Annotated in this window: 18 protein-coding genes; 9 read left to right on the top strand and 9 right to left on the bottom strand. The window is 70.0% G+C overall.

Annotated features, from left to right (window positions below):
• Positions 1-223 precede the first annotated feature (223 nt).
• The 9 genes from DI005_RS09360 to DI005_RS09320 all read right to left on the bottom strand — a co-directional run bounded on the left by DI005_RS09360 (position 224) and on the right by DI005_RS09320 (position 8034).
• Entirely contained in the window at positions 224-1165 is a 942-nt protein-coding gene (locus DI005_RS09360) for a hypothetical protein (protein WP_113641874.1), read from the bottom strand.
• Entirely contained in the window at positions 1162-2505 is a 1344-nt protein-coding gene (locus tag DI005_RS09355) for a hypothetical protein (RefSeq protein ID WP_113641888.1), read from the bottom strand. Before DI005_RS09355 ends, DI005_RS09360 begins: the two co-directional genes overlap by 4 nt.
• Before the next feature lie 4 nt (positions 2506-2509).
• Complete coding sequence (locus DI005_RS09350; RefSeq protein ID WP_112268011.1) at positions 2510-2821, bottom strand: DUF6403 family protein; 312 nt, start codon at positions 2819-2821, stop codon at positions 2510-2512.
• A gap of 512 nt (positions 2822-3333) precedes the next feature.
• Complete coding sequence (locus tag DI005_RS09345; protein WP_113641873.1) at positions 3334-4497, bottom strand: CaiB/BaiF CoA-transferase family protein; 1164 nt, start codon at positions 4495-4497, stop codon at positions 3334-3336.
• Positions 4494-4796: a ferredoxin family protein gene (locus DI005_RS09340; protein ID WP_112268009.1), complete on the bottom strand. Its 303-nt coding sequence runs from the start codon at positions 4794-4796 to the stop codon at positions 4494-4496. The genes DI005_RS09345 and DI005_RS09340 overlap by 4 nt, the downstream gene beginning before the upstream one ends.
• Positions 4793-6046, bottom strand: coding sequence for an FAD-dependent oxidoreductase (locus tag DI005_RS09335; RefSeq protein WP_113641872.1), 1254 nt, complete (start codon positions 6044-6046; stop codon positions 4793-4795). Before DI005_RS09335 ends, DI005_RS09340 begins: the two co-directional genes overlap by 4 nt.
• Positions 6043-6273 carry a hypothetical protein gene (locus tag DI005_RS09330; RefSeq protein WP_112268006.1) on the bottom strand — a complete coding sequence of 77 codons (231 nt, stop codon included), beginning with the start codon at positions 6271-6273 and terminating at the stop codon, positions 6043-6045. Before DI005_RS09330 ends, DI005_RS09335 begins: the two co-directional genes overlap by 4 nt.
• 1 nt (position 6274) lies before the next feature.
• On the bottom strand, positions 6275-6760 hold the full coding sequence (locus DI005_RS09325; protein ID WP_112268004.1) for an aromatic-ring-hydroxylating dioxygenase subunit beta: 486 nt from the start codon (positions 6758-6760) through the stop codon (positions 6275-6277).
• A complete protein-coding gene (locus DI005_RS09320; RefSeq protein ID WP_112268002.1) occupies positions 6757-8034 on the bottom strand; it encodes a Rieske 2Fe-2S domain-containing protein in 1278 nt (425 codons plus the stop codon). The genes DI005_RS09325 and DI005_RS09320 overlap by 4 nt, the downstream gene beginning before the upstream one ends.
• 261 nt (positions 8035-8295) lie before the next feature.
• On the opposite strand from DI005_RS09320, the gene DI005_RS09315 reads away from it, so the two are divergent.
• The 9 genes from DI005_RS09315 (at position 8296) to DI005_RS09275 (ending at position 17178) form a co-directional block, all read left to right on the top strand.
• The gene (locus DI005_RS09315) at positions 8296-8910 is read left to right on the top strand and encodes a TetR/AcrR family transcriptional regulator (RefSeq protein ID WP_112268000.1); all 615 of its coding nucleotides are present in this window, start codon (positions 8296-8298) and stop codon (positions 8908-8910) included.
• 225 nt (positions 8911-9135) lie between these two features.
• Positions 9136-10527: a phenylacetate--CoA ligase family protein gene (locus DI005_RS09310; RefSeq protein ID WP_158559797.1), complete on the top strand. Its 1392-nt coding sequence runs from the start codon at positions 9136-9138 to the stop codon at positions 10525-10527.
• Complete coding sequence (locus DI005_RS09305; protein ID WP_113641870.1) at positions 10524-11285, top strand: enoyl-CoA hydratase/isomerase family protein; 762 nt, start codon at positions 10524-10526, stop codon at positions 11283-11285. Before DI005_RS09310 ends, DI005_RS09305 begins: the two co-directional genes overlap by 4 nt.
• Positions 11282-12085, top strand: a complete 804-nt coding sequence (locus tag DI005_RS09300) for an enoyl-CoA hydratase/isomerase family protein (RefSeq protein ID WP_112267994.1) — start codon at positions 11282-11284, stop codon at positions 12083-12085. The genes DI005_RS09305 and DI005_RS09300 overlap by 4 nt, the downstream gene beginning before the upstream one ends.
• Before the next feature lie 29 nt (positions 12086-12114).
• The gene (locus tag DI005_RS09295) at positions 12115-12822 is read left to right on the top strand and encodes an SDR family NAD(P)-dependent oxidoreductase (protein WP_233520065.1); all 708 of its coding nucleotides are present in this window, start codon (positions 12115-12117) and stop codon (positions 12820-12822) included.
• Positions 12823-12865: 43 nt separating this feature from the next.
• Positions 12866-13639, top strand: a complete 774-nt coding sequence (locus DI005_RS09290) for a class II aldolase/adducin family protein (protein ID WP_228714145.1) — start codon at positions 12866-12868, stop codon at positions 13637-13639.
• 67 nt (positions 13640-13706) lie between these two features.
• Positions 13707-15086 carry an MFS transporter gene (locus DI005_RS09285; RefSeq protein WP_112267988.1) on the top strand — a complete coding sequence of 460 codons (1380 nt, stop codon included), beginning with the start codon at positions 13707-13709 and terminating at the stop codon, positions 15084-15086.
• Complete coding sequence (locus DI005_RS09280) at positions 15083-16006, top strand: 2-dehydropantoate 2-reductase (protein ID WP_113641869.1); 924 nt, start codon at positions 15083-15085, stop codon at positions 16004-16006. Before DI005_RS09285 ends, DI005_RS09280 begins: the two co-directional genes overlap by 4 nt.
• A complete protein-coding gene (locus DI005_RS09275; RefSeq protein ID WP_113641868.1) occupies positions 16006-17178 on the top strand; it encodes an acetyl-CoA C-acyltransferase in 1173 nt (390 codons plus the stop codon). Before DI005_RS09280 ends, DI005_RS09275 begins: the two co-directional genes overlap by 1 nt.
• The last annotated feature ends 104 nt before the right edge of the window (positions 17179-17282 follow it).

Here is a 17282-nt window from a genome sequence, read left to right as displayed (position 1 = left end):
TGGTTTAAGTGTCAGAATCAGATCTCTTCAGTCGATTTCCTGGCTACCTTAATCTGCGATTCGGTTCGCTCAACGGCGGACTAGAGAACTGGTGCCGCGCCGGTGATGAACTGGGTGACCAGGTGGTCGGGCCCGTAGCGCTGCTTGATCTCGGCGATGCGCTCGTCGGCCCTGACGGTCTCGCCGTCCGGCGAGGTCGCAATGGTGACCTGCCTGGGCTGCCTCAGCGGGCGGACCTCCCCGTGCGCTGCTGAAGGCGCCGATCAAGCCGGGCAAGGGCTCGGCTCCGGTCGATCAGCGCCTCGATTTTGCCCGCGAGGTCCGCCGTGCGGGACTCGTCGGCTGTCGTGATCTCGGGCAGCAGCTCGGTGTAGTCGGCCACCAGCTTGCGGTACTTGTTCAGGAACTGTCGTTGCTCGCTGGTGGCCATTCCGGTCTTCACGCCGCGTCTCAACCGCGCATACCTGCTGTCGAGGTCGATGATCTGCTGGGCCAGCACGGCGGCGCTGGCGCCGAGGAGAGTCCGCGCGTCGTCGGCGGCGTCCAACCTCTCCCGGCGCCTGGCCTCCAGCTTCCCTGCCTTCCGCGCACCGAAGTAGAGCACTGCGGCACCGGCGACCACGGCGCCGATCGCCGCGGCGGCTATCAGGTAGCGGGGCAGCGACGGGCTGATCGTGCGTGCACCGTCGGGAACCACTTCCGCCTTGACGAGCTGGTCGTAGTTCACCGCCATGACCTTCAGCGCCTCGAGCGGTTCATCGCGGAACTGGTCGATGCCGCGAACGATCATCGACTCGATGACCATGCCAGTGCCGATGTCCTCGGTCGTGTGGGTGCACGGGTAGCGGTCGTATTCGTCGGCTTCCCTGCTGAGCGGCACCATCACGGTTCCGTTCGCGGCATTGCTGGTGCTGTGACAGGCCTCGCGCAGATCGGCACCCGGCTCGAGGAAGGCCACGGTGAGCCTGCGGTTGCCGATGATCCGCTCCGCGGCGGCCTCGTCGAGTTCGACACCGGGCGCGATGTACACCGAGGATCCGCGCAGTTCCTTCGCGACCGCCCCGTCGAACACTCCGCCCGTCCACAGCGCCCACCCCGCGAGCACGCTGCAGCCGAGTACGGCCATCCCGAACAATGTGCTGAAGAACCGGCCGAGTCGTCTCATCCGAGTCTGCCCTCGAGGTAGTTGCGCGGCCGGTAGTCGCTGCGGCCGAGCAGCCGAGCGGTTTCGTCGAGTTCGTTCTCGGCGTCGTCGAGCAAAGTGCGCACCTGCGCCGACGGCAGGTCGGACTCCAGTGCCTCGGTGGCCGCCCGCAGCTTGCCGATGCCGCGCGTCAGCGGGGGATCACTGCGCTCACCGCTCAACCCCGACACCTCGATTGCGAGCGCGGTGAGCCCCGCCAGGCGGGAGTAGTGGCGTGATTCGCTCACCGCCTGGGGCCGCCTCAACGACCGCGCCGAGAGGGCGAGGAAACCCGCCACGCATACCGCGAACAGCCACGGCAGCGCGGGCATCGTCACCTTCAACGGGTCGAACGGCAGGTAGGGGAGGGGCCGGTCGAACAGGCCGGCGTAGCGGACGTCGGTGACGCGGTTCAGCCACGCGTTCAGGACGTTGCGCTGAGGGTAGTCGTAGGTGGCGAGGCGAGTGCCGAACTGGGAGTAGAACATGGCGCTCACCAACTCGGCGAAGTCCGCCGCGCCGGGACCGTCGTACTCGATCCACGAGCCGTACATGACCACGATCGGCCGGTCGGGGAAAGCCCGCGCCAGTGCGGGGCCGTACCGGGGGACCGGTTGGCCGAACGGCTGCTGCGGCAACGCGACGTAGAGCGCGTCCGCATCCGGGAAGGCCGTAGCCGTCGCCGCCTCGGGCACGCCCTCCAGCGTCGCTCCCTCCGCGACGTGCAACCCGTTCGCGCGCAGATCGGCGGTGACGGCGTCGAGCTCGGCGGCGCTGGGTTGCCGCCAGCTGAAGGAGTCGTCGACGGTCGGCGACTCCCGCTCCTGGGCGTGGTGGATCATCGTCACCAGCAAGGCCGTGACATCGCCGGAAGCGAACTGGGCCCGCCACTCGGGAATCGCATCGGCAGTGGCCTGGTACACCCCGCCACTGACTTTGGTGCCGACGATGGTGATCGTCGCGCGTTCGACGTCGCGGACCCGGCCACGCTCGGCTTTGTCCAGCCCCGGCGGCGCCACGAGGATGCGGATGTCGCTGTCACCGATCGCCTCGCGCACGACCTGCTCGTCCCACCGCGCGATCGATCCCGGCAGCCGGACGACCGGCTCGGCGTCGACCATCGCGGTCATCGCCTCGACCGACGGCACGGTGGCCTCGCTCAACTCACCGGCCTCGCCCTCCACGACCGCGTCCGGCGACGACGGCGACCGCCCGTAGCTGACGTCGATCTCCTCGCGCTGGGACACCAGGAAAACGACCAGTAGCACCACGGCCGCGCCGAGCAACGACCAGCGCACCCACTCCTTCGTCCGACGCCCCACGCGCTCAACCACGGCGGGCCGCCCGCCAGAGCCGGTCGGCCCGCTCGGCACACCTGGCCGCCTCCTCGGCCGCGAGGACACCGCCCCGGTCGGCGGCAATCGACTCCGCGCGGGCCAGCAACTGCTCGGCCTCGGCGACCCGAGCGGCACACGCGTCCCGGCTCACGGTGGCGCTGTCGATCGCCGCCCGCGCGGTGGACCACGCGACACGGCGGCGCACGCCGCGAGCACGCAGCCGCGGCAGCAGCGTGCTCCCCACGCCCGCGGCGACCAGAACGACGCCGCCGACGAGCCAGACCGACCACGACGCGGACACGCAGCGCCACCCCCCAAGCGCATGAGCGCTCGGAACGAGCGCTGCCTCAGCTGCAGATTCTGCATGATCACGCGCACCCGAACTCCGGCCACCCGCCATGGCATACCTGCCTCCAGCGGGACGGGGCTCCGTCGGAGCCCGGCGACGACGTCTGGGGCCGTCCGTGATTCGACGGGGATGTCGGGCGTCGGTTTCGGAGCAGGTCGGTTGCCCGTGTGTTGCACGCACGAGCGTGGGCCGTCGGTGCGGACGGCATCGACGTGGCAGCAGGGTCGGCGAGCTGCGGCTGCGTGGTCCTGGGTGCACCCGCGGGTCATGTCGGTCCGCGACCGCACCGGCACCTCGCGGGGCGGGCGCCACAGCGAGGCGTGACACCGCCGAGCCGGACCGCGTCCGGCGTTCCGGCGCCAGGGCCCGGGCGCCAGATGCTGACGGTGATGCTGGACGACCTGCCGTGAGCACGAGAATCCGGCGGAGCGAGGTCGCCTGATGGGCGGCAGGGGCTGATTCGCTCAGTCCGTGTTAGCCCGCATCGCGATCCGCTTCTCGATCAGCCCCCGCGCGTCCAGTCCGCTGTCACGCAGAACGTTCTCGGTGTCCTGGCCCGGACGTGGTGCCTGCCGCGGCGCGCGGGTGGCGTGCCCATCGAGGCGTGGCGCCGTGCCCGGCTGCAGTACCCCGTGGCTCTCGACCAGGCTGCGCCGGTGGGCGAGGTGCGGGTGCTCGATCGCCTCCTTCAGGCTCAGCACGGGGGTGACACACGCATCGGTTCCCGCGAAGTGCTCGGCCCACGCGTCCCGCGTACGCAGGGAGAAGGCGCGGGCGAGAACCGAGCGCAGGTCCGGCCACCGATCGCGGTCGTACTGATCCCCGGGAGCCGCCTCGGCCCGGTCGATGTCGAGGAGCCGGAGGAGTTCCGCGTAGAACTTCGGCTCGATCGCGCCGACGGCGACGTGGCCGCCATCGGCGGTTTCGTAGACGGTGTAGAACGGAGCGGCTCCGTCGAGCAGGTTCGCGCCGCGCTGGTCTGCCCATCGTCCGGAGCCGAGCATGGAATGGATGGCGGCGAGCAGGTGGGACACTCCGTCCACGATGGCCGCGTCGACAACCTGGCCCCGACCGGTGGTGTCGGCCTCCAGCAGTGCTGCGAGCACACCGATCACGAGGTAGGTGGCTCCTCCGCCGAAGTCGCCGAGAAGGTTGAGCGGAACCTGGGGCGGGCCCCCTGCCGCGCCGATCGCCCCCAGCGCGCCGGTCAGCGCGATGTAGCCGATGTCGTGCCCGGCGGTATGCGCCAGCGGGCCGTCCTGGCCCCAGCCGGTCATCCGGCCGTAGACCAGCTGCGGATTGCGGCTCCGCACGTCCCCGGGGCCGACCCCAAGGCGTTCGGCGACGCCTGGGCGGAACCCCTCGATCAGGACGTCGGCACGCTCGACGATCGCGTGCACCGCGTCGACCCCTGCGGGCTTCTTGAGGTCGAGCACGACGGACTTCTTGCCCCGGTTGAGGATGTCGGCGGCGCGCGGCGGTGGTGCCTCGCCCGATGCCGTCGGTCGCTCGATCCGGATGACCTCGGCGCCAAGGTCTCCGAGCATCATCCCCGCGAACGGAGCGGGCCCGATCCCCGCCAGCTCGACGACGGTGCGCCCGCCGAGAGGGCCGCCGGCGGGGTTCACCTCGGCACCGCCCGGTGGGGAAGCGCCGAGACCTCGGGGTGGTCCCCGCCATTCGAGGAGCGGATGCCCTGGCTGAACTCGGCGTTGATCCGAACGAAGGCGGCGCGGTCGTCGGGGATCTCGTCGGCGAAGAAGATGGCCTGCTGGGGGCAGACCGCTTCACACGCACCGCAGTCGATGCAGCTGTCCGGGTCGATGTAGTGCATTCGGTCGCCCGGCTGGATGCAGTCGACCGGGCACTGCGCCAGGCAGCTGCGGTCGGTGATGTCGAGGCAGGCGTCGGTGATCACGTAGGTCATGGCAAGCGGTCTCCTGTCGCGGTTCCGATCCGCACGAGCCTGTCCAGTTCGTGGATCGTGGTGCGGTTTCGTCCGTGGGTTGCGCCGAGCGCGGTCTCGGCGCGGTCAATGCCGAGCCAGCCTGGCCAGGTCACGACCCGCAGGCCTGTGGTCGGCGCGGGATCGTGGTCGTCGTTGTCGTCGGGGGGAACGTCGGCGAGCAGCGTCTCGGCCGTCTCCTGCGCGCACGCCTTGTTGGCGCCGATCACGCCTGTCGGACCACGCTTGATCCATCCGGTCACATACAGCCCGGGCGCGACCCGCCCCTTCTCGTGCGGCACGGTGGCCGTCGCATCGTCGAACGGCAGGCCGGGAAGCGGCCGTCCGCGGAAGCCGATCGCGCTCACGGCCAGGTCGACGGGCAGGAGGGTGGGACCGGGAAGAGCGACGGCCTCGACTCGTCCGGCCCCACGGAACGCCGCAGGTGGGCTGTGGAAACGAATCGTCAGGCTGCGGCCTGCGCCCCGGGGCGCGCAGCTCCAGCGGCGGAAGATCGCCAACCGGGCCGCCAGCGCGCGATCGGCGACGCTCGGGCCGGGGTCGTCGGTGGGCAGGACGGCCGGGTCCACGCGCAGGTCGAGATCCGGCAGGGACTCGAACTCGGCCAGTTCCGCTGGGGTGAACCGGGTGTCGGCGGGGCCACGGCGCACCAACATGTGCACCTCATGGGTCGGCCGGGCGTCGAGATCCCGCAGGACGTGCTCGGGCACGTCGGTGTGGCTCAGACCGCGGCCACCACGTAACAGGATGCGGGCGATGTCGAGTGCGACGTTCCCGGCTCCGATCACGGCGACGCGGCGGCGCTCGGCGGGCCGGTACCGCGCGCCGGGCCGCCCGTTGTACCAGTCGACGAGGTCACCGGCCGGGACGTGACCGGGCAGGTCCTCACCCGGGATGGCCAGCCGCCTGGTGCCGGGAGCCCCCACGGCGACGACCACGGCGGCGTAGCGACCGCGCAGTGTGTCGAGCCGCACGTCCTTGCCGATCTCGACGTTGCCGAGGAAGCGCACCCTCGGATCGCTCAGCGTGCGGGACAGCACACGGGTCACGGACTTGATCTTGAGGTGGTCGGGGGCGACGCCGTAGCGCACGAGCCCGAACGGTGTCGGGCTGCGGTCGTATACGTCGACGAGCACATCGGGCCTGTCCAGCAGGGCCGCGGCCGTGAACACGCCGGACGGGCCGGCCCCGACCACGGCGATACGTGTCATCGCGGTTCTCCTTCTGGGGCGGGGTCGGCGGTCCAGCGATGCCGCGACGGGTCCAGCAGCGCCCTCAGCTCGGACTCAGGCGTCCACACGAAGGTCTCGAGAAGCAGGGCATCGAACCACGCGACGCGCCCCGTGCGGTTGTCCCTGACGCGGAGCCTGCGGTCGTTGCCGGCCTCGTCGACGGTGACCGTCACCGAGGCGAACTCGTTCTCTACCGTCTCGTCCATCTCAGATCAGGAAGGCGAGTGTGGGCAGCGGCTGGTCCGCGTTGACGAGGCGGACCTGCTTGCGCGACATCAGGATGCGGTCGTTGTCTTGGACGAGGGTGTGCTCGACCCGGCCAGCCCAGATGGTGATCCCTCTGGCGCGGGACTCGACGGCGACGAACGTCGCCTGCGTCCGGGTGCCGTCGGTGTCGTGGCCGACGATCTCGATGTTGGAGATCAGCCGCGCTACGGCGCTGCGAGGGTCCTGCGAGTGCCGCTTGCCGGTCTTGAGCTGCGCGACGCGCAGCGCGATCCGTGAGCGATGGTCGCAGATGATGGAGATGCGCTCGTCGGTGTCCGTGCTGTCCGCGACCGGCACCCAGTACAGCGCGTCGTCGGTCCAGAGCGCCTCCCACTCGTCGTAGCGGCCCTCGTCCGCGAGACGGGCTTCGCGGTAGAGGAACTGCTCGGCGTCGGCGAGCGTGATCGCGTTGGCTGGAGCGGTCATGCCGGGCACTCCTCCGTGAGCAGGGTCCGGATGTGGCGCCAGATGGCGCGCTGGGTGGTCTCGTCGGTGGCCGCTCCGGCGAGGTGGCCGTCGGCGTCGATGTGCTCGCGGTTCAGGCCCCTTCGCAGGACCAGCCACTCCGGCAGGCGCGCGGCGACACCGCGCTGGTTGCGCTCGTACATCTCGGAGTCGTCGGCGAGCAGGAATCCTGCCGGTCCGACCGAGCCGCTGACCTGGTGCAGCAGGCGCCGGTTGAGGTCAGGGGCGCCCGCGAACTGCAACGGCGTCACGTGCTGGACCGTGCGGTCCACCGCCAGGGGCTGGATCACGAAGAGCTGGATCTCCGCGATGAACAGGTTGGGGAAGATCATGATGTGGGGTGAGCCGTCCACCAGGATCTCGCGCGCGGTCGTGTCGCCGTGTCGTTCGCGCATCGCCCGGCAGTAGTCCGGCAGCCGCTGCTCGGTGGTGCCGAACCAGGCGAGCGGGACGTCGATGTGGCGGAACTGCGGGCGCAGGTCGTGCTCGGTGTGACCGCCGCCGAGATCACGCGCGGTCGCCGCGGACTTCTCGCTGTACACCTCGGCCACATGGCTCTCGCCTACCTCGAATATCGAGGAGTGGACGAACTGTGGGTGGTAGCCGTCGGTCTCGTTCTCGACCAGCATCTTCCAGTTGGCCCGCACCTCGTGCCGCAACCAGCCCGCGGTCAGCTCGACCCGGCCCAGCGGCGAGAGCCGGGCGACGCGGTCGAGCGCCTCACGGGCACTGCCGAGGTGCTCCAACAGCGTCGGTCCCTCCTCGGCGAAGCTGCCGAAGACGAAACCCTGGTAGGCATCCGTCCTCGGTACCCGGCCCAGGCCCAGACCGGACTTCGGGGTGTCCGGCCCGTAGCCCTGCCGGAACGGGTAGCCGAGCAGCGCTCCGTCGGGCCCGAAGGTCCAACCGTGGTACTGGCACCGCAGCGCACCGGTGTTGCCCCGCCTGGCCTCGCAGAGCTGGTTGCCACGGTGGCTGCACCGGTTGAGCAGCAGGTGCACGCCACCCTGCCGGTCACGGGACATGATGATCGACTGCGGGCCGATGCTCTTCACGACGTAGTCGCCGGGCTCGGGGATCTCGCTCTCGTGGCCGACGTAGACCCAGGTTCGGTACCAGATCCGTTCCATCTCGTCGGCGAAGACGGCGGGGTCGGTGTAAAGCGAGCCGTGCACTCGATCGTCCTCGATCAGTCGCTGGTAGCGGGAACCTGACGAGGGGGTTGGGGCAGTCAACGGCGACTCCTTCCGTTAGGGGCCGGGCCTGCCGGCACGACTCCACAATATTAACCGAACGATCGGTTCATAACAAGGCTGACTGGGTGAATGGGCTGCGGCCCCCGTCGAGTTCGGCCGTGCCGGCTCCGCTCGGTGGTGACGCCGTCCGGCATGTCGTCGCGAAATCGACCGCTCGGTCGAATGCTAAAGTTCGGTGGGGCCTGGGGTCGGACCCGCGTCCGCGGTCCCGGGGGCGGCTGCGGTCGGAGTGGAGGAGATGTGGCCCGGATCAGCAACTCCGTTCGGCAGCCGTTTCGCGTCGACGAGATCGTTGACATCGCCGTCGGTGTTTTCCTCGAGCGTGGCTACGACGCGACGTCGATGGGCGATCTCGCCAAGGCTGCGGGTATCACGAAGTCCAGCTTCTACTACCACGTGAGCTCGAAGGAGGAACTGTTCGAGCTCGGGGTCGGACGGGCGCTGGACGCGTTGTTCCTGGTGCTCAAGGAACACGAGTCGGTCGCCGGTCCGGCTGTGGGTCGGATCCGGCATGTCCTCCGCCGCCTTGTCGAGATCGTCACCAGGCAGCGTCCGGAGGTCGCGCTGCTGGTGCGCGCTCGCGGCAACACGCCGGTGGAGAAGCGTGCGCTGGCGCGCCGCAAGCAGTTCGACCTCGCCATGACGCTGATGGTCGAGCAAGCGATCGCCGAAGGCGGTCTGCGGATCCGGATGGAACCGGCGTTGTTCTCCCGGCTCGCGCTCGGTGCCGCCGTTTCGGTCGTCGAGTGGTACCGGCCCGGTGGCTCGGTCTCGGCTCGCGACCTCGTCGACGCGGTGGAAAGCCTTGTCTTCGACAGTCCGGTCGACGAGACGGCCGCCCCAGCCAACCCCTGATTCCTCCCGAGCGGTCTGACGCCGCTCTGGCTTCATTCCGTGTGCTGCCGTGCGCGGGGAGTCGCGATGACCGCTGACGTCATTGCGGTTTGTCGGCCTTTCCGTGCGGTGCACGGTCGCAATGCCTTGACCGCAGGGGGCCGCGTGTGCATTCTATTATCCGAACGATCGGTTGATTTTTGGACGCGCTCCGCGTCCGCGCATACTTGGCAAAGGGGCCCGACCGTGACCACCACCTACTGGTCAGCCGACATCGAGACCATGCCCCGCGAGCGCATCGAGCTACTCCAGTTCGACCTGCTGGCGGACACACTCCGACGCTGTACCAACGTTCCGCACTATCGCGAGGCACTCGCCAGGGTGGGTGCCGAGCCCGGTGACATCCGCGGTCTCGACGACCTGACGGCGCTACCGTGCCTGGACAAGTCCATGCTGCGATCACTCCAGCCCTGGGGGATCCAGGCCGTGCCGCTGGGCGAGGTCGCCCGGCTGAACGCGACGACGGGCACGACCGGGCTGCCGTGCAACATCGCCTTCAGCCGTTCCGACCTCCGCAACATCGGCGAACTCGGTGCCCGGAACCTGACCGCTATGGGAGTCCGTCCCGACGACGTGGCCTGGCAGTGCTACGGCTACGGGCTCTGGATCGGGGGTTCTTCCCTCGACCGGGCATTCGAGGAAATCGGCGTCACCACGTTCCCGGCCGGACCGGGCCGGACGTCGCTTGCCATCGAACGGTTGCGGGACCTCGGCGTCACCGTTCTCTCCTGCACGCCGACCTTCGCGCTGCTGCTGATCGAGCGTGCCCACGAGGCGGGCGTGGATCCGGGCACCGACTGGAAGCTGCGCGTCGGGATCTTCGGCGGCGAGACGATGAGCCCAGCCGCCATGTCCCGCCTCGCCGCGGCGATGCCCGCAGGCTTCCGGCCGCACAACACCTACGGCACCACCGAACTCGGTGGGCCCTTCGTGGCCGGGACCTGCGAGCACGCGGCCGAGCAGGGAGCCTTCCACGTCTGGGCGGACCACCATCTGATCGAGATCCTCGACCCGGAGACCGACGAGCGCATCACCGAACCCGGTGTGCGTGGGGAGCTGGTCGTGACCACCTTGCAACGGCAGGCATCCCCGATGTTGCGCTGGCGCACTCGTGACCTCACCTCCTGGGTCGAAGACTCCTTCGACTGCCCCTGTGGCCGTCGGGGCCATCCGAAGATCAGTTGGATCTCCGGGCGCAGCGACGATGTGCTCAAGGTTCGGGGTTCGCTGGTCATGCCCTCTCAGGTCGAGGACGTCGTGTGTGCCGCCGTCGGCACGGGCGTCGGATGGCAGCTGGTGGTCGACCGCGACCCGGACGGTCTGCGGGCCACCGAGGCGATCGTGGTGGTCGAGCTCGCCGACGGCGCCGATCCCGGCACACCGTTCGAGCTCGAGTCCCGCCTGCGGGACCGTCTGGGAATCCGGCTTCCCGTCGTGGCGGCCAGGGCAGGGGAGCTGCCCCGTTACGAGGGGAAAGCACGGCGTGTGCTCGGCCTCGCCGAGTTCGCCGACGTGGCCCCCGCCGTCGCCGGCCGGTTGCCCGGCACACCGATCTCCTCCGAACCGGCCGTCCGGTGACCGTCCGGCGCGAGCTGCGCGGCCAGGTCGGCCACGTCGTCCTCGACCGGCCTGCCGAACGCAACGCGGTCACGATCGGTCTTGCGAGGGAGCTGGCCGAGGCCGTCACCTCCCTCGCGGCCCGTGCTCGCGTCCTTGTCCTGAGCGGGGCGGGCCCCGACTTCTGCGCGGGCGGCGACGTCGGCGCACTCGCCACGCTGCACGCCAGGGGGCGGGACGCCACCGCCGAGCTGTTCGGCGCTTTCCGCGAGGCGTGCCGGGCGATCAGCTCGGTGCCGGTGCCGGTCGTCGCCGCGGTGCACGGTCACGCCGTGGCCGGTGGCTTCGAGCTGGTGCAGGCGTGCGACCTGGCCGTGGTCAGCGCGGACGCACGGATCGCCGACATCCACTGCCGGTACGGCCAGGTACCCGGCGGGGGGTCGACCCAGCGACTGCCGCGGATCGTCGGCCGCCAGCGAGCGATGGGCCTGATCCTCACCGGCGAGGTGATCGGCGGCAGGCAGGCCGTCGAGTGGGGCCTCGCCTACCGCGTGGCGGAGCCGGGAGAACTCGACCGGACCGTCGAGGAGGTCGTCGACCTCCTCCTGGCGAATCCCGCTCCGGCCATGGCACGCAGCAAGCAACTCGTGAACCAGGCACTCGCCCACTCACTTGACGCGGGACTGGACATGGAGACCGAGCACGTACTCGACCACCTGGAGGCCGAGGGGCATGCCGCCTTCGCCGCCTTCACCGACCGGAAGGCCAGGAGCCGATGACCTCCCTTATCGACAGCGGTGACGTCCTGCTCGACATCCGCGACGGCGTCGCCGACCTGCGCATGAACCGTCCTGACGCGGCCAACGGCATGACGGTGGGGCTGCTGCGCGCGCTGTACGACGCGCTCATGGCCTGCCACCGGCGGTCGGATCTCCGAGCGCTGGTGATCAGCGGAAACGGCCGCCACTTCAGCGGCGGCGGCGACGTCAAGGACTTCGCCTCGCACGGCGAAGCCCTTCCCGAGCACCTGCGCGAGGTGACCTCCTGGCTGCAGATCTCGGTCTCGGCGATGATCCGCCTCCCGGCGCCCGTTGTGGCCAGAGTCCAGGGATTCGCCGCGGGCGGGGGAGGCTTCGGTCTCGTGTGCGCGGCGGACTTCGTCGTCGCGGGGGAGAGCGCCCGGTTCCTACCGGCCGCGACGAACGTCGGCATGGCCCCGGACGCGGGCACGACCGTGACGCTGAGCCGCATCGTCGGCCTCCGGCAGGCCATGCGCATCATTCTCACCAACCCCCGGCTCACCGCGAAGGATGCTTACGAACTCGGTCTCGTCACCGAGGTCGTCCCCGACGGAGAGCTCGAACAGCGCGCCGAGGAGCTCGCCCGCACGCTGGCCGCTGGCGCCCCCCGTGCGATCGCGGCGACGAAGCGGCTGTTGTGGGACGGTGTGGGACGGTCGGTCGAGGACGCACTGCCCGATGAGGCCCGGACCGTCTCCGAGCTGTCCGGCAGTGCTGACGCACGCGAGGGTCTTGCCGCGGTGCTGGAGCACCGGGCCCCCGTGTTCACGGGCCGATGACCGCCTCGGCCACACGGCGGCGGGCCGTCGTGACGGGAGCAGCGCGCGGGATCGGCGCGGCTGTCGCGGCGCGGCTGGCGAAGGACGGCGTCGATGTCCTGGTCACCGATCTCGATGGTGCCGCCGCGGCGCGGACCGCGGCTGCGATCGGCGCCCGGTCGGCGCCGCTCGATGTCACCGACCCGGATGCCGTACAGGAACTGCTCGGGGCAGGGACGTACGACATCCTGGTCAACAACGCCGGGTGCGACGACTTCGGCTGGTTCACCGAGACCACCCCGCAACGGTGGCGGCACGTACTGGCTGTCAACGTGGAAGGGGTGCTCGCCTGCACCCGGGCGGTGCTTCCCGCGATGCAACAGGCCCGCTACGGCCGCATCGTCACGGTCACCTCGGAGGCGGGGCGAATCGGCTCCAAGGGCAATGCCGTCTACGCGGCGGCGAAAGCGGCCGTCATCGGATTCGGCAAGTCGATCGCCAGGGAGAACGCCCGCTACGGCATCACCGTCAACTGCGTAGCCCCCGGCCCGACCGAAACACCGATGGTGCAGGCGATCCGGGACAGCGGCCCGCACGGCGAGCGCATGCTCACCGCGATGATCGCTGGTACTCAGCTCGGCAGGCTCGGAACGGCGGAGGAAATCGCCGCCGGGGTTTGCTTCCTCGCCTCACCCGAGGCGTCCTATGTCACCGCCGAGACCCTCGGGGTCTCCGGCGGGATGGGCCTCGGCGGCTGACCGGTGTCGTCCACTGAACACTCGACTCCTCAAAGGAGCTGTCATGTCTGATGTTCCACGCACGATGGTGTTCGCAGAACCGCCGGCCTTCGCCTCTGTCGCCGACGAACGCCGCGACCGCAAGCAGCGGCTCGCGGTCGCGCTGAGGGCGTTCGCCAAGCACGGGTTCGACATGGGCGTCGCAGGCCACATCACGGCCAGGGACCCCGAGTTCTCCGACCGCTTCTGGGTGAACCCCTTCGGGATGCATTTCGGGCAGATCAGGGCAAGTGACCTGATCCTCGTGGACCACGACGGCGTCGTGGTCGAGGGCGAGGGGATCCTCAACACCGCGGCGTTTCGGATTCACTCGGAGATCCACGCCGCCCGGCCCGATGTCGTCGCCGCGGCGCACGCTCACAGCGTCTACGGCACGACATGGTCCGCGCTCGACCGGCCCCTGCTTCCCCTGACCAACGAGGGATGCATGTTCTTCGAGGACCACGTGCTCCACACCGATCACACGGGGGTCACGCTCGAGGAGCTCAAGGCCAAGACCATCGCACAGAACCTCGGCCCGCATCGCGCGGCCGTGCTGCGCAACCACGGGATCGTCACGGTCGGCCGGACCGTCGACGAGGCCGCGTGGTGGTTCATCGCCTTCGAGCACAGCGCCCACGTGCAGCTGCTCGCCGAAGCGGCAGGCGACCCGGTCCCCGCCGACCCCGAGGACGCCCGCGCGGTGCGCGACACGATGGGCACGCCGCGGGCGGCGTGGTTCAGCTTCCAACCGCTCTACCAGCAGATCGTGCACGAGCAGCCGGACGTCCTGCAGTAACAGAACCAGCAAAACCAGCAGAACCAGTAGAGAGCCCACCCGCCCCGCGCGTTCGAGAGGATCAACGATGACCCACGCGCCTGACCGACCTCCCGTCGACACCGTGAGCACCTCCGCCGCCCCCGTTCCCGAGCCGCGCCAGATCCGCCGCGCGGCGTGGGCGAGTCTCGTCGGCACCACGATCGAGTGGTACGACTTCTTGATCTACGCAGCGGCTGCCGGTCTGGTCTTCGGACAACTGTTCTTCCCGGAGTTGGCGACCTCCTCAGCCGTGCTCGCCTCGTTCGCGACGATCGGAGTCAGTTTCTTCGCACGTCCGCTGGGCGGCATCATCGCGGGCCATCTGGGTGATCGGATCGGTCGCAAGGCCATGCTCGTGGCGACCCTCATCCTGATGGGCGCATCGACGACGGCGATCGGCCTGCTGCCCGGGTACGCCACGATCGGCGCCGCTGCGCCGATCCTGCTCGTGGTGTTCCGATTCCTGCAGGGCCTGTCCGCGGGTGGCGAGTGGGGCGGGGCGGCGCTGCTCGCCGTCGAGTACGCGCCACCGGGCAGGCGCGGGTTCTACGGGTCGTTCCCGCAGCTCGGTGCTTCTTTCGGGCTGGTGCTGGCCAACGTCGCCCTGCTGGTCGCGGCGGCGGCGACCACCCCCGAGCAGTTCGTGGCGTGGGGCTGGCGCATCCCGTTCCTGGGGAGCATCGTCCTCATCGCCATCGGCTTCGTCGTGCGCTCCGGCGTCGAGGAGAGCCCGGTGTTCCAGCAGGTCCGCCGCAGCAACGCGCGGCGGCGCGCTCCGCTGGCGGTGCTGCTCCGCGAACACTGGCGCGCACTGCTCGTGGCCGTCGGGCTCTTCGTCGGTGTGAACCTCTGCGGCTACATCATGATCGCCTTCATCGGCACCTACGGGACGACCGCACTGGGGATGAGCCGACGCCAAATGCTGCTCGTCGGCACGGTGGGAGCGCTCTCCTGGGCATTGTGGACAGTTGTCGGGGCGCGCTGGTCGGACCGGCTCGGGCGTCGGCGGACCTACCTCTTCGGCACGCTTGCGATGGGGGCCTGGACCTTCCCGATGTTTCTGCTGCTCGACACCGGTTCGCTGGGCTGGATGCTGGTGTCGGTGTTCGGACTCGCCATCGGCCTCGGCCTGACCTACGGTCCGCAGGCGGCGGCCTACGCCGAGCTGTTCCCACCGGAGATCCGCTACAGCGGCTCATCGCTGGCCTACGCGATCGGTGCGGTGGTTGGCGGAGGGTTCGCGCCACTCGTGGCGGCCTGGCTGCTGGAGCGCACCGGCACGTCGCTGTCGGTGAGCGTGTACATGCTGCTCGGCTGCGTGGTCACCCTCGTCGCCGTGTTCGGCTGGAGGGAACGCTCCAGGGCCGAGCGGGAGGCGTTCGTGTCCACGGTCGCGCATCCGGGAACGAGGGCCGACGCCGAATGAGCACGGTCACCGTCGTCGGAGCCGGAGCTGTCGGAGTCGTGCTGGCGGCCGCTATGTCCGACGCAGGACACGACGTCGTCGCCTGCAGCCGGACCTCGGCCCCGCTCGCCGTCGAACGTGACGGCGTGGTGCGGGCTCCCGCCGTCCGGGTCCGTACGGACCCGGCGACGGTGACCGGCTCGGACTGGGTGCTGCTCTGCACCAAGGCACAGGACACCACCTCCGCGGCCCCGTGGCTGTCCCGGGCGTGCCACCAGGGAACCACTCTGCTGGTCTGCCAGAACGGAATCGACCACGTCGAACGGGTGGGTGGACTCGCCGGTCCCGCCGACGTACTGCCGGCCCTCGTTTACGTCGCCGCCGAACGGACCGGGCCCAACCGCGCACGGCACCGCCGCGGGGCGCACCTGGTGGTACCCGCCTGCCCGGCAGGGGAACGGGCCGCGGCCCTTGCCCCCGAGGGGATCGATGTCCGGCTCGAACTCGACTTCCGCACCGCCGCGTGGCGCAAACTGCTGACGAACGTCGCGGCGAACGCGGTGACGGCACTGACCGGCCGGCGAATGGAAGTCCTGCGCGAGCCGCAGGTCCGTCAGCTCGCCAGTACATTGCTCACCGAGACGGTCGAGGTCGGCCGCGCCGAGGGCGCGGCACTCGGCCACGACGACGTCCGGGCGACGCTCGACTTCTACGACCGGTTCGCCCCGGAGGACGGCACGTCGATGCTCTACGACCGACTCGCAGGGCGGCCGACCGAGCACGCGCTGTTCAACGGGACGGTGTGCGCGCTCGGACTCCGGCACGGGGTGCCCACGCCGGTCAACGACGCCGTTCACGCGCTCCTGCAGGCGACCGAGAATGCTCGGCGCATCCCACAACCGCAGGTCCGCCCGGCCGCGACAACCGCGAGGACGACATGATGAACGCAGAGGTATGGATCGTCGACGCCGTGCGCACCCGCTCCGGCCGTGGCCGACCCGACGGTGCTCTCGCGAAGGTCCATCCGATCGACCTGCTCGCCGGGACACTCGCCGCGCTGGTCGAGCGCACCGGCGTCGATCCCGGCCGCATCGACGACGTCGTCGTCGGATGCGTCCAGCAGGTCGGAGATCAATCCGGGAACATCGCGCGCAACGCGGTGCTGGCCGCGGGGTTCCCCGAATCGGTGCCGGGCACCACGGTGAACCGGCAGTGCGGGTCGAGCCAGCAGGCTGTCGACTTCGCCGCGTACACCATCGCCGCTGGTGCGCAGGGCCTCGTCGTCGCCGCCGGAGTCGAGTCTATGAGCAGGATTACCCTTGGCAGCTCGCGACCCGCGGATCTCGGAGCCCGGCTGCGCGACCGCTACCGGGACGGCCTTGTCCATCAGGGAGTCTCCGCGGAGCTGCTGGCCGCGCGTTGGAAGCTGGAGCGCGCGGAACTGGACGCCTTCAGTGCGGCGTCCCACCACAAGGCCAGCGCCGCGTGGGCGGCCGGTGCGTTCTGGAACGAGGTGATCGAGGTGCCGGGCATTCACCTCGGCACGGACGAGACCCTCCGGCCCGGGACGACCACGGAGCGGCTCGCCGAACTGCCGCCCGCTTTCCATGACGACGCCGCCGCTGCCCGGTTTCCGGAGATCGAATGGCGGATCACCGCGGGCAACTCGTCGCCGATCAGCGATGGCGCGTCCGCGGTTCTGCTCGCCGCACCGGACCGTGCCCGAGCGCTCGGACTGGCTCCGCGAGCGCGCATCCGTGCCGCCTCGGTGGTCGGCGACGATCCCCTTCTCATGCTGACCGGCCCGGTCCCCGCCACCCGCGCGGTGCTGGATCGGGCCGGACTCGACCTGCGAGACATTGACGTCTACGAGGTCAACGAGGCGTTCGCGCCGGTACCGCTGGTGTGGGCGAGCGAGCTGGGTGCCGACACCGAGCGGATCAACGTGCACGGAGGGGCGATCGCGCTCGGCCATCCCCTCGGTGCCTCCGGAACTCGCCTGCTCACGACACTGCTCGGAGTCCTTGATGCCCGAGAGGGGCGCTACGGTCTCCAGACCATGTGCGAAGCAGGGGGAATGGCCAACGCCACGATCGTCGAGCGACTCGCCTGAGACCAAGGCCGGGCCAGGACGGGTCCTGCGATCCGTTGCTGTTCCTTTGTGGTAACCGTGGACAATCAGGTGCCTCGGCCGCGATGAACACGATGTCGCCGGTG

This window comes from Prauserella sp. PE36 (genome assembly GCF_003311655.1).
In the GTDB taxonomy this organism is placed as follows: Bacteria; Actinomycetota; Actinomycetes; order Mycobacteriales; family Pseudonocardiaceae; genus Prauserella_A; species Prauserella_A endophytica.
Note: the sequence above shows the minus strand (reverse complement) of the source record. Positions and strands in the feature narration are given on the sequence as shown.

Bases quoted from the DNA above. Each gene is read 5' to 3' on its own strand.
- DI005_RS09360 (WP_113641874.1), bottom strand. From the start codon at position 1,165: ATGAGACGACTCGGCCGGTTCTTCAGCACATTGTTCGGGATGGCCGTA.
- DI005_RS09340 (WP_112268009.1), bottom strand. From the start codon at position 4,796: ATGACCTACGTGATCACCGACGCCTGCCTCGACATCACCGACCGCAGC.
- DI005_RS09335 (WP_113641872.1), bottom strand. From the start codon at position 6,046: ATGACACGTATCGCCGTGGTCGGGGCCGGCCCGTCCGGCGTGTTCACG.
- DI005_RS09330 (WP_112268006.1), bottom strand. From the start codon at position 6,273: ATGGACGAGACGGTAGAGAACGAGTTCGCCTCGGTGACGGTCACCGTC.
- DI005_RS09325 (WP_112268004.1), bottom strand. From the start codon at position 6,760: ATGACCGCTCCAGCCAACGCGATCACGCTCGCCGACGCCGAGCAGTTC.
- DI005_RS09300 (WP_112267994.1), top strand. From the start codon at position 11,282: ATGACCTCCCTTATCGACAGCGGTGACGTCCTGCTCGACATCCGCGAC.
- DI005_RS09290 (WP_228714145.1), top strand. From the start codon at position 12,866: ATGTCTGATGTTCCACGCACGATGGTGTTCGCAGAACCGCCGGCCTTC.
- DI005_RS09285 (WP_112267988.1), top strand. From the start codon at position 13,707: ATGACCCACGCGCCTGACCGACCTCCCGTCGACACCGTGAGCACCTCC.
- DI005_RS09280 (WP_113641869.1), top strand. From the start codon at position 15,083: ATGAGCACGGTCACCGTCGTCGGAGCCGGAGCTGTCGGAGTCGTGCTG.
- DI005_RS09275 (WP_113641868.1), top strand. From the start codon at position 16,006: ATGAACGCAGAGGTATGGATCGTCGACGCCGTGCGCACCCGCTCCGGC.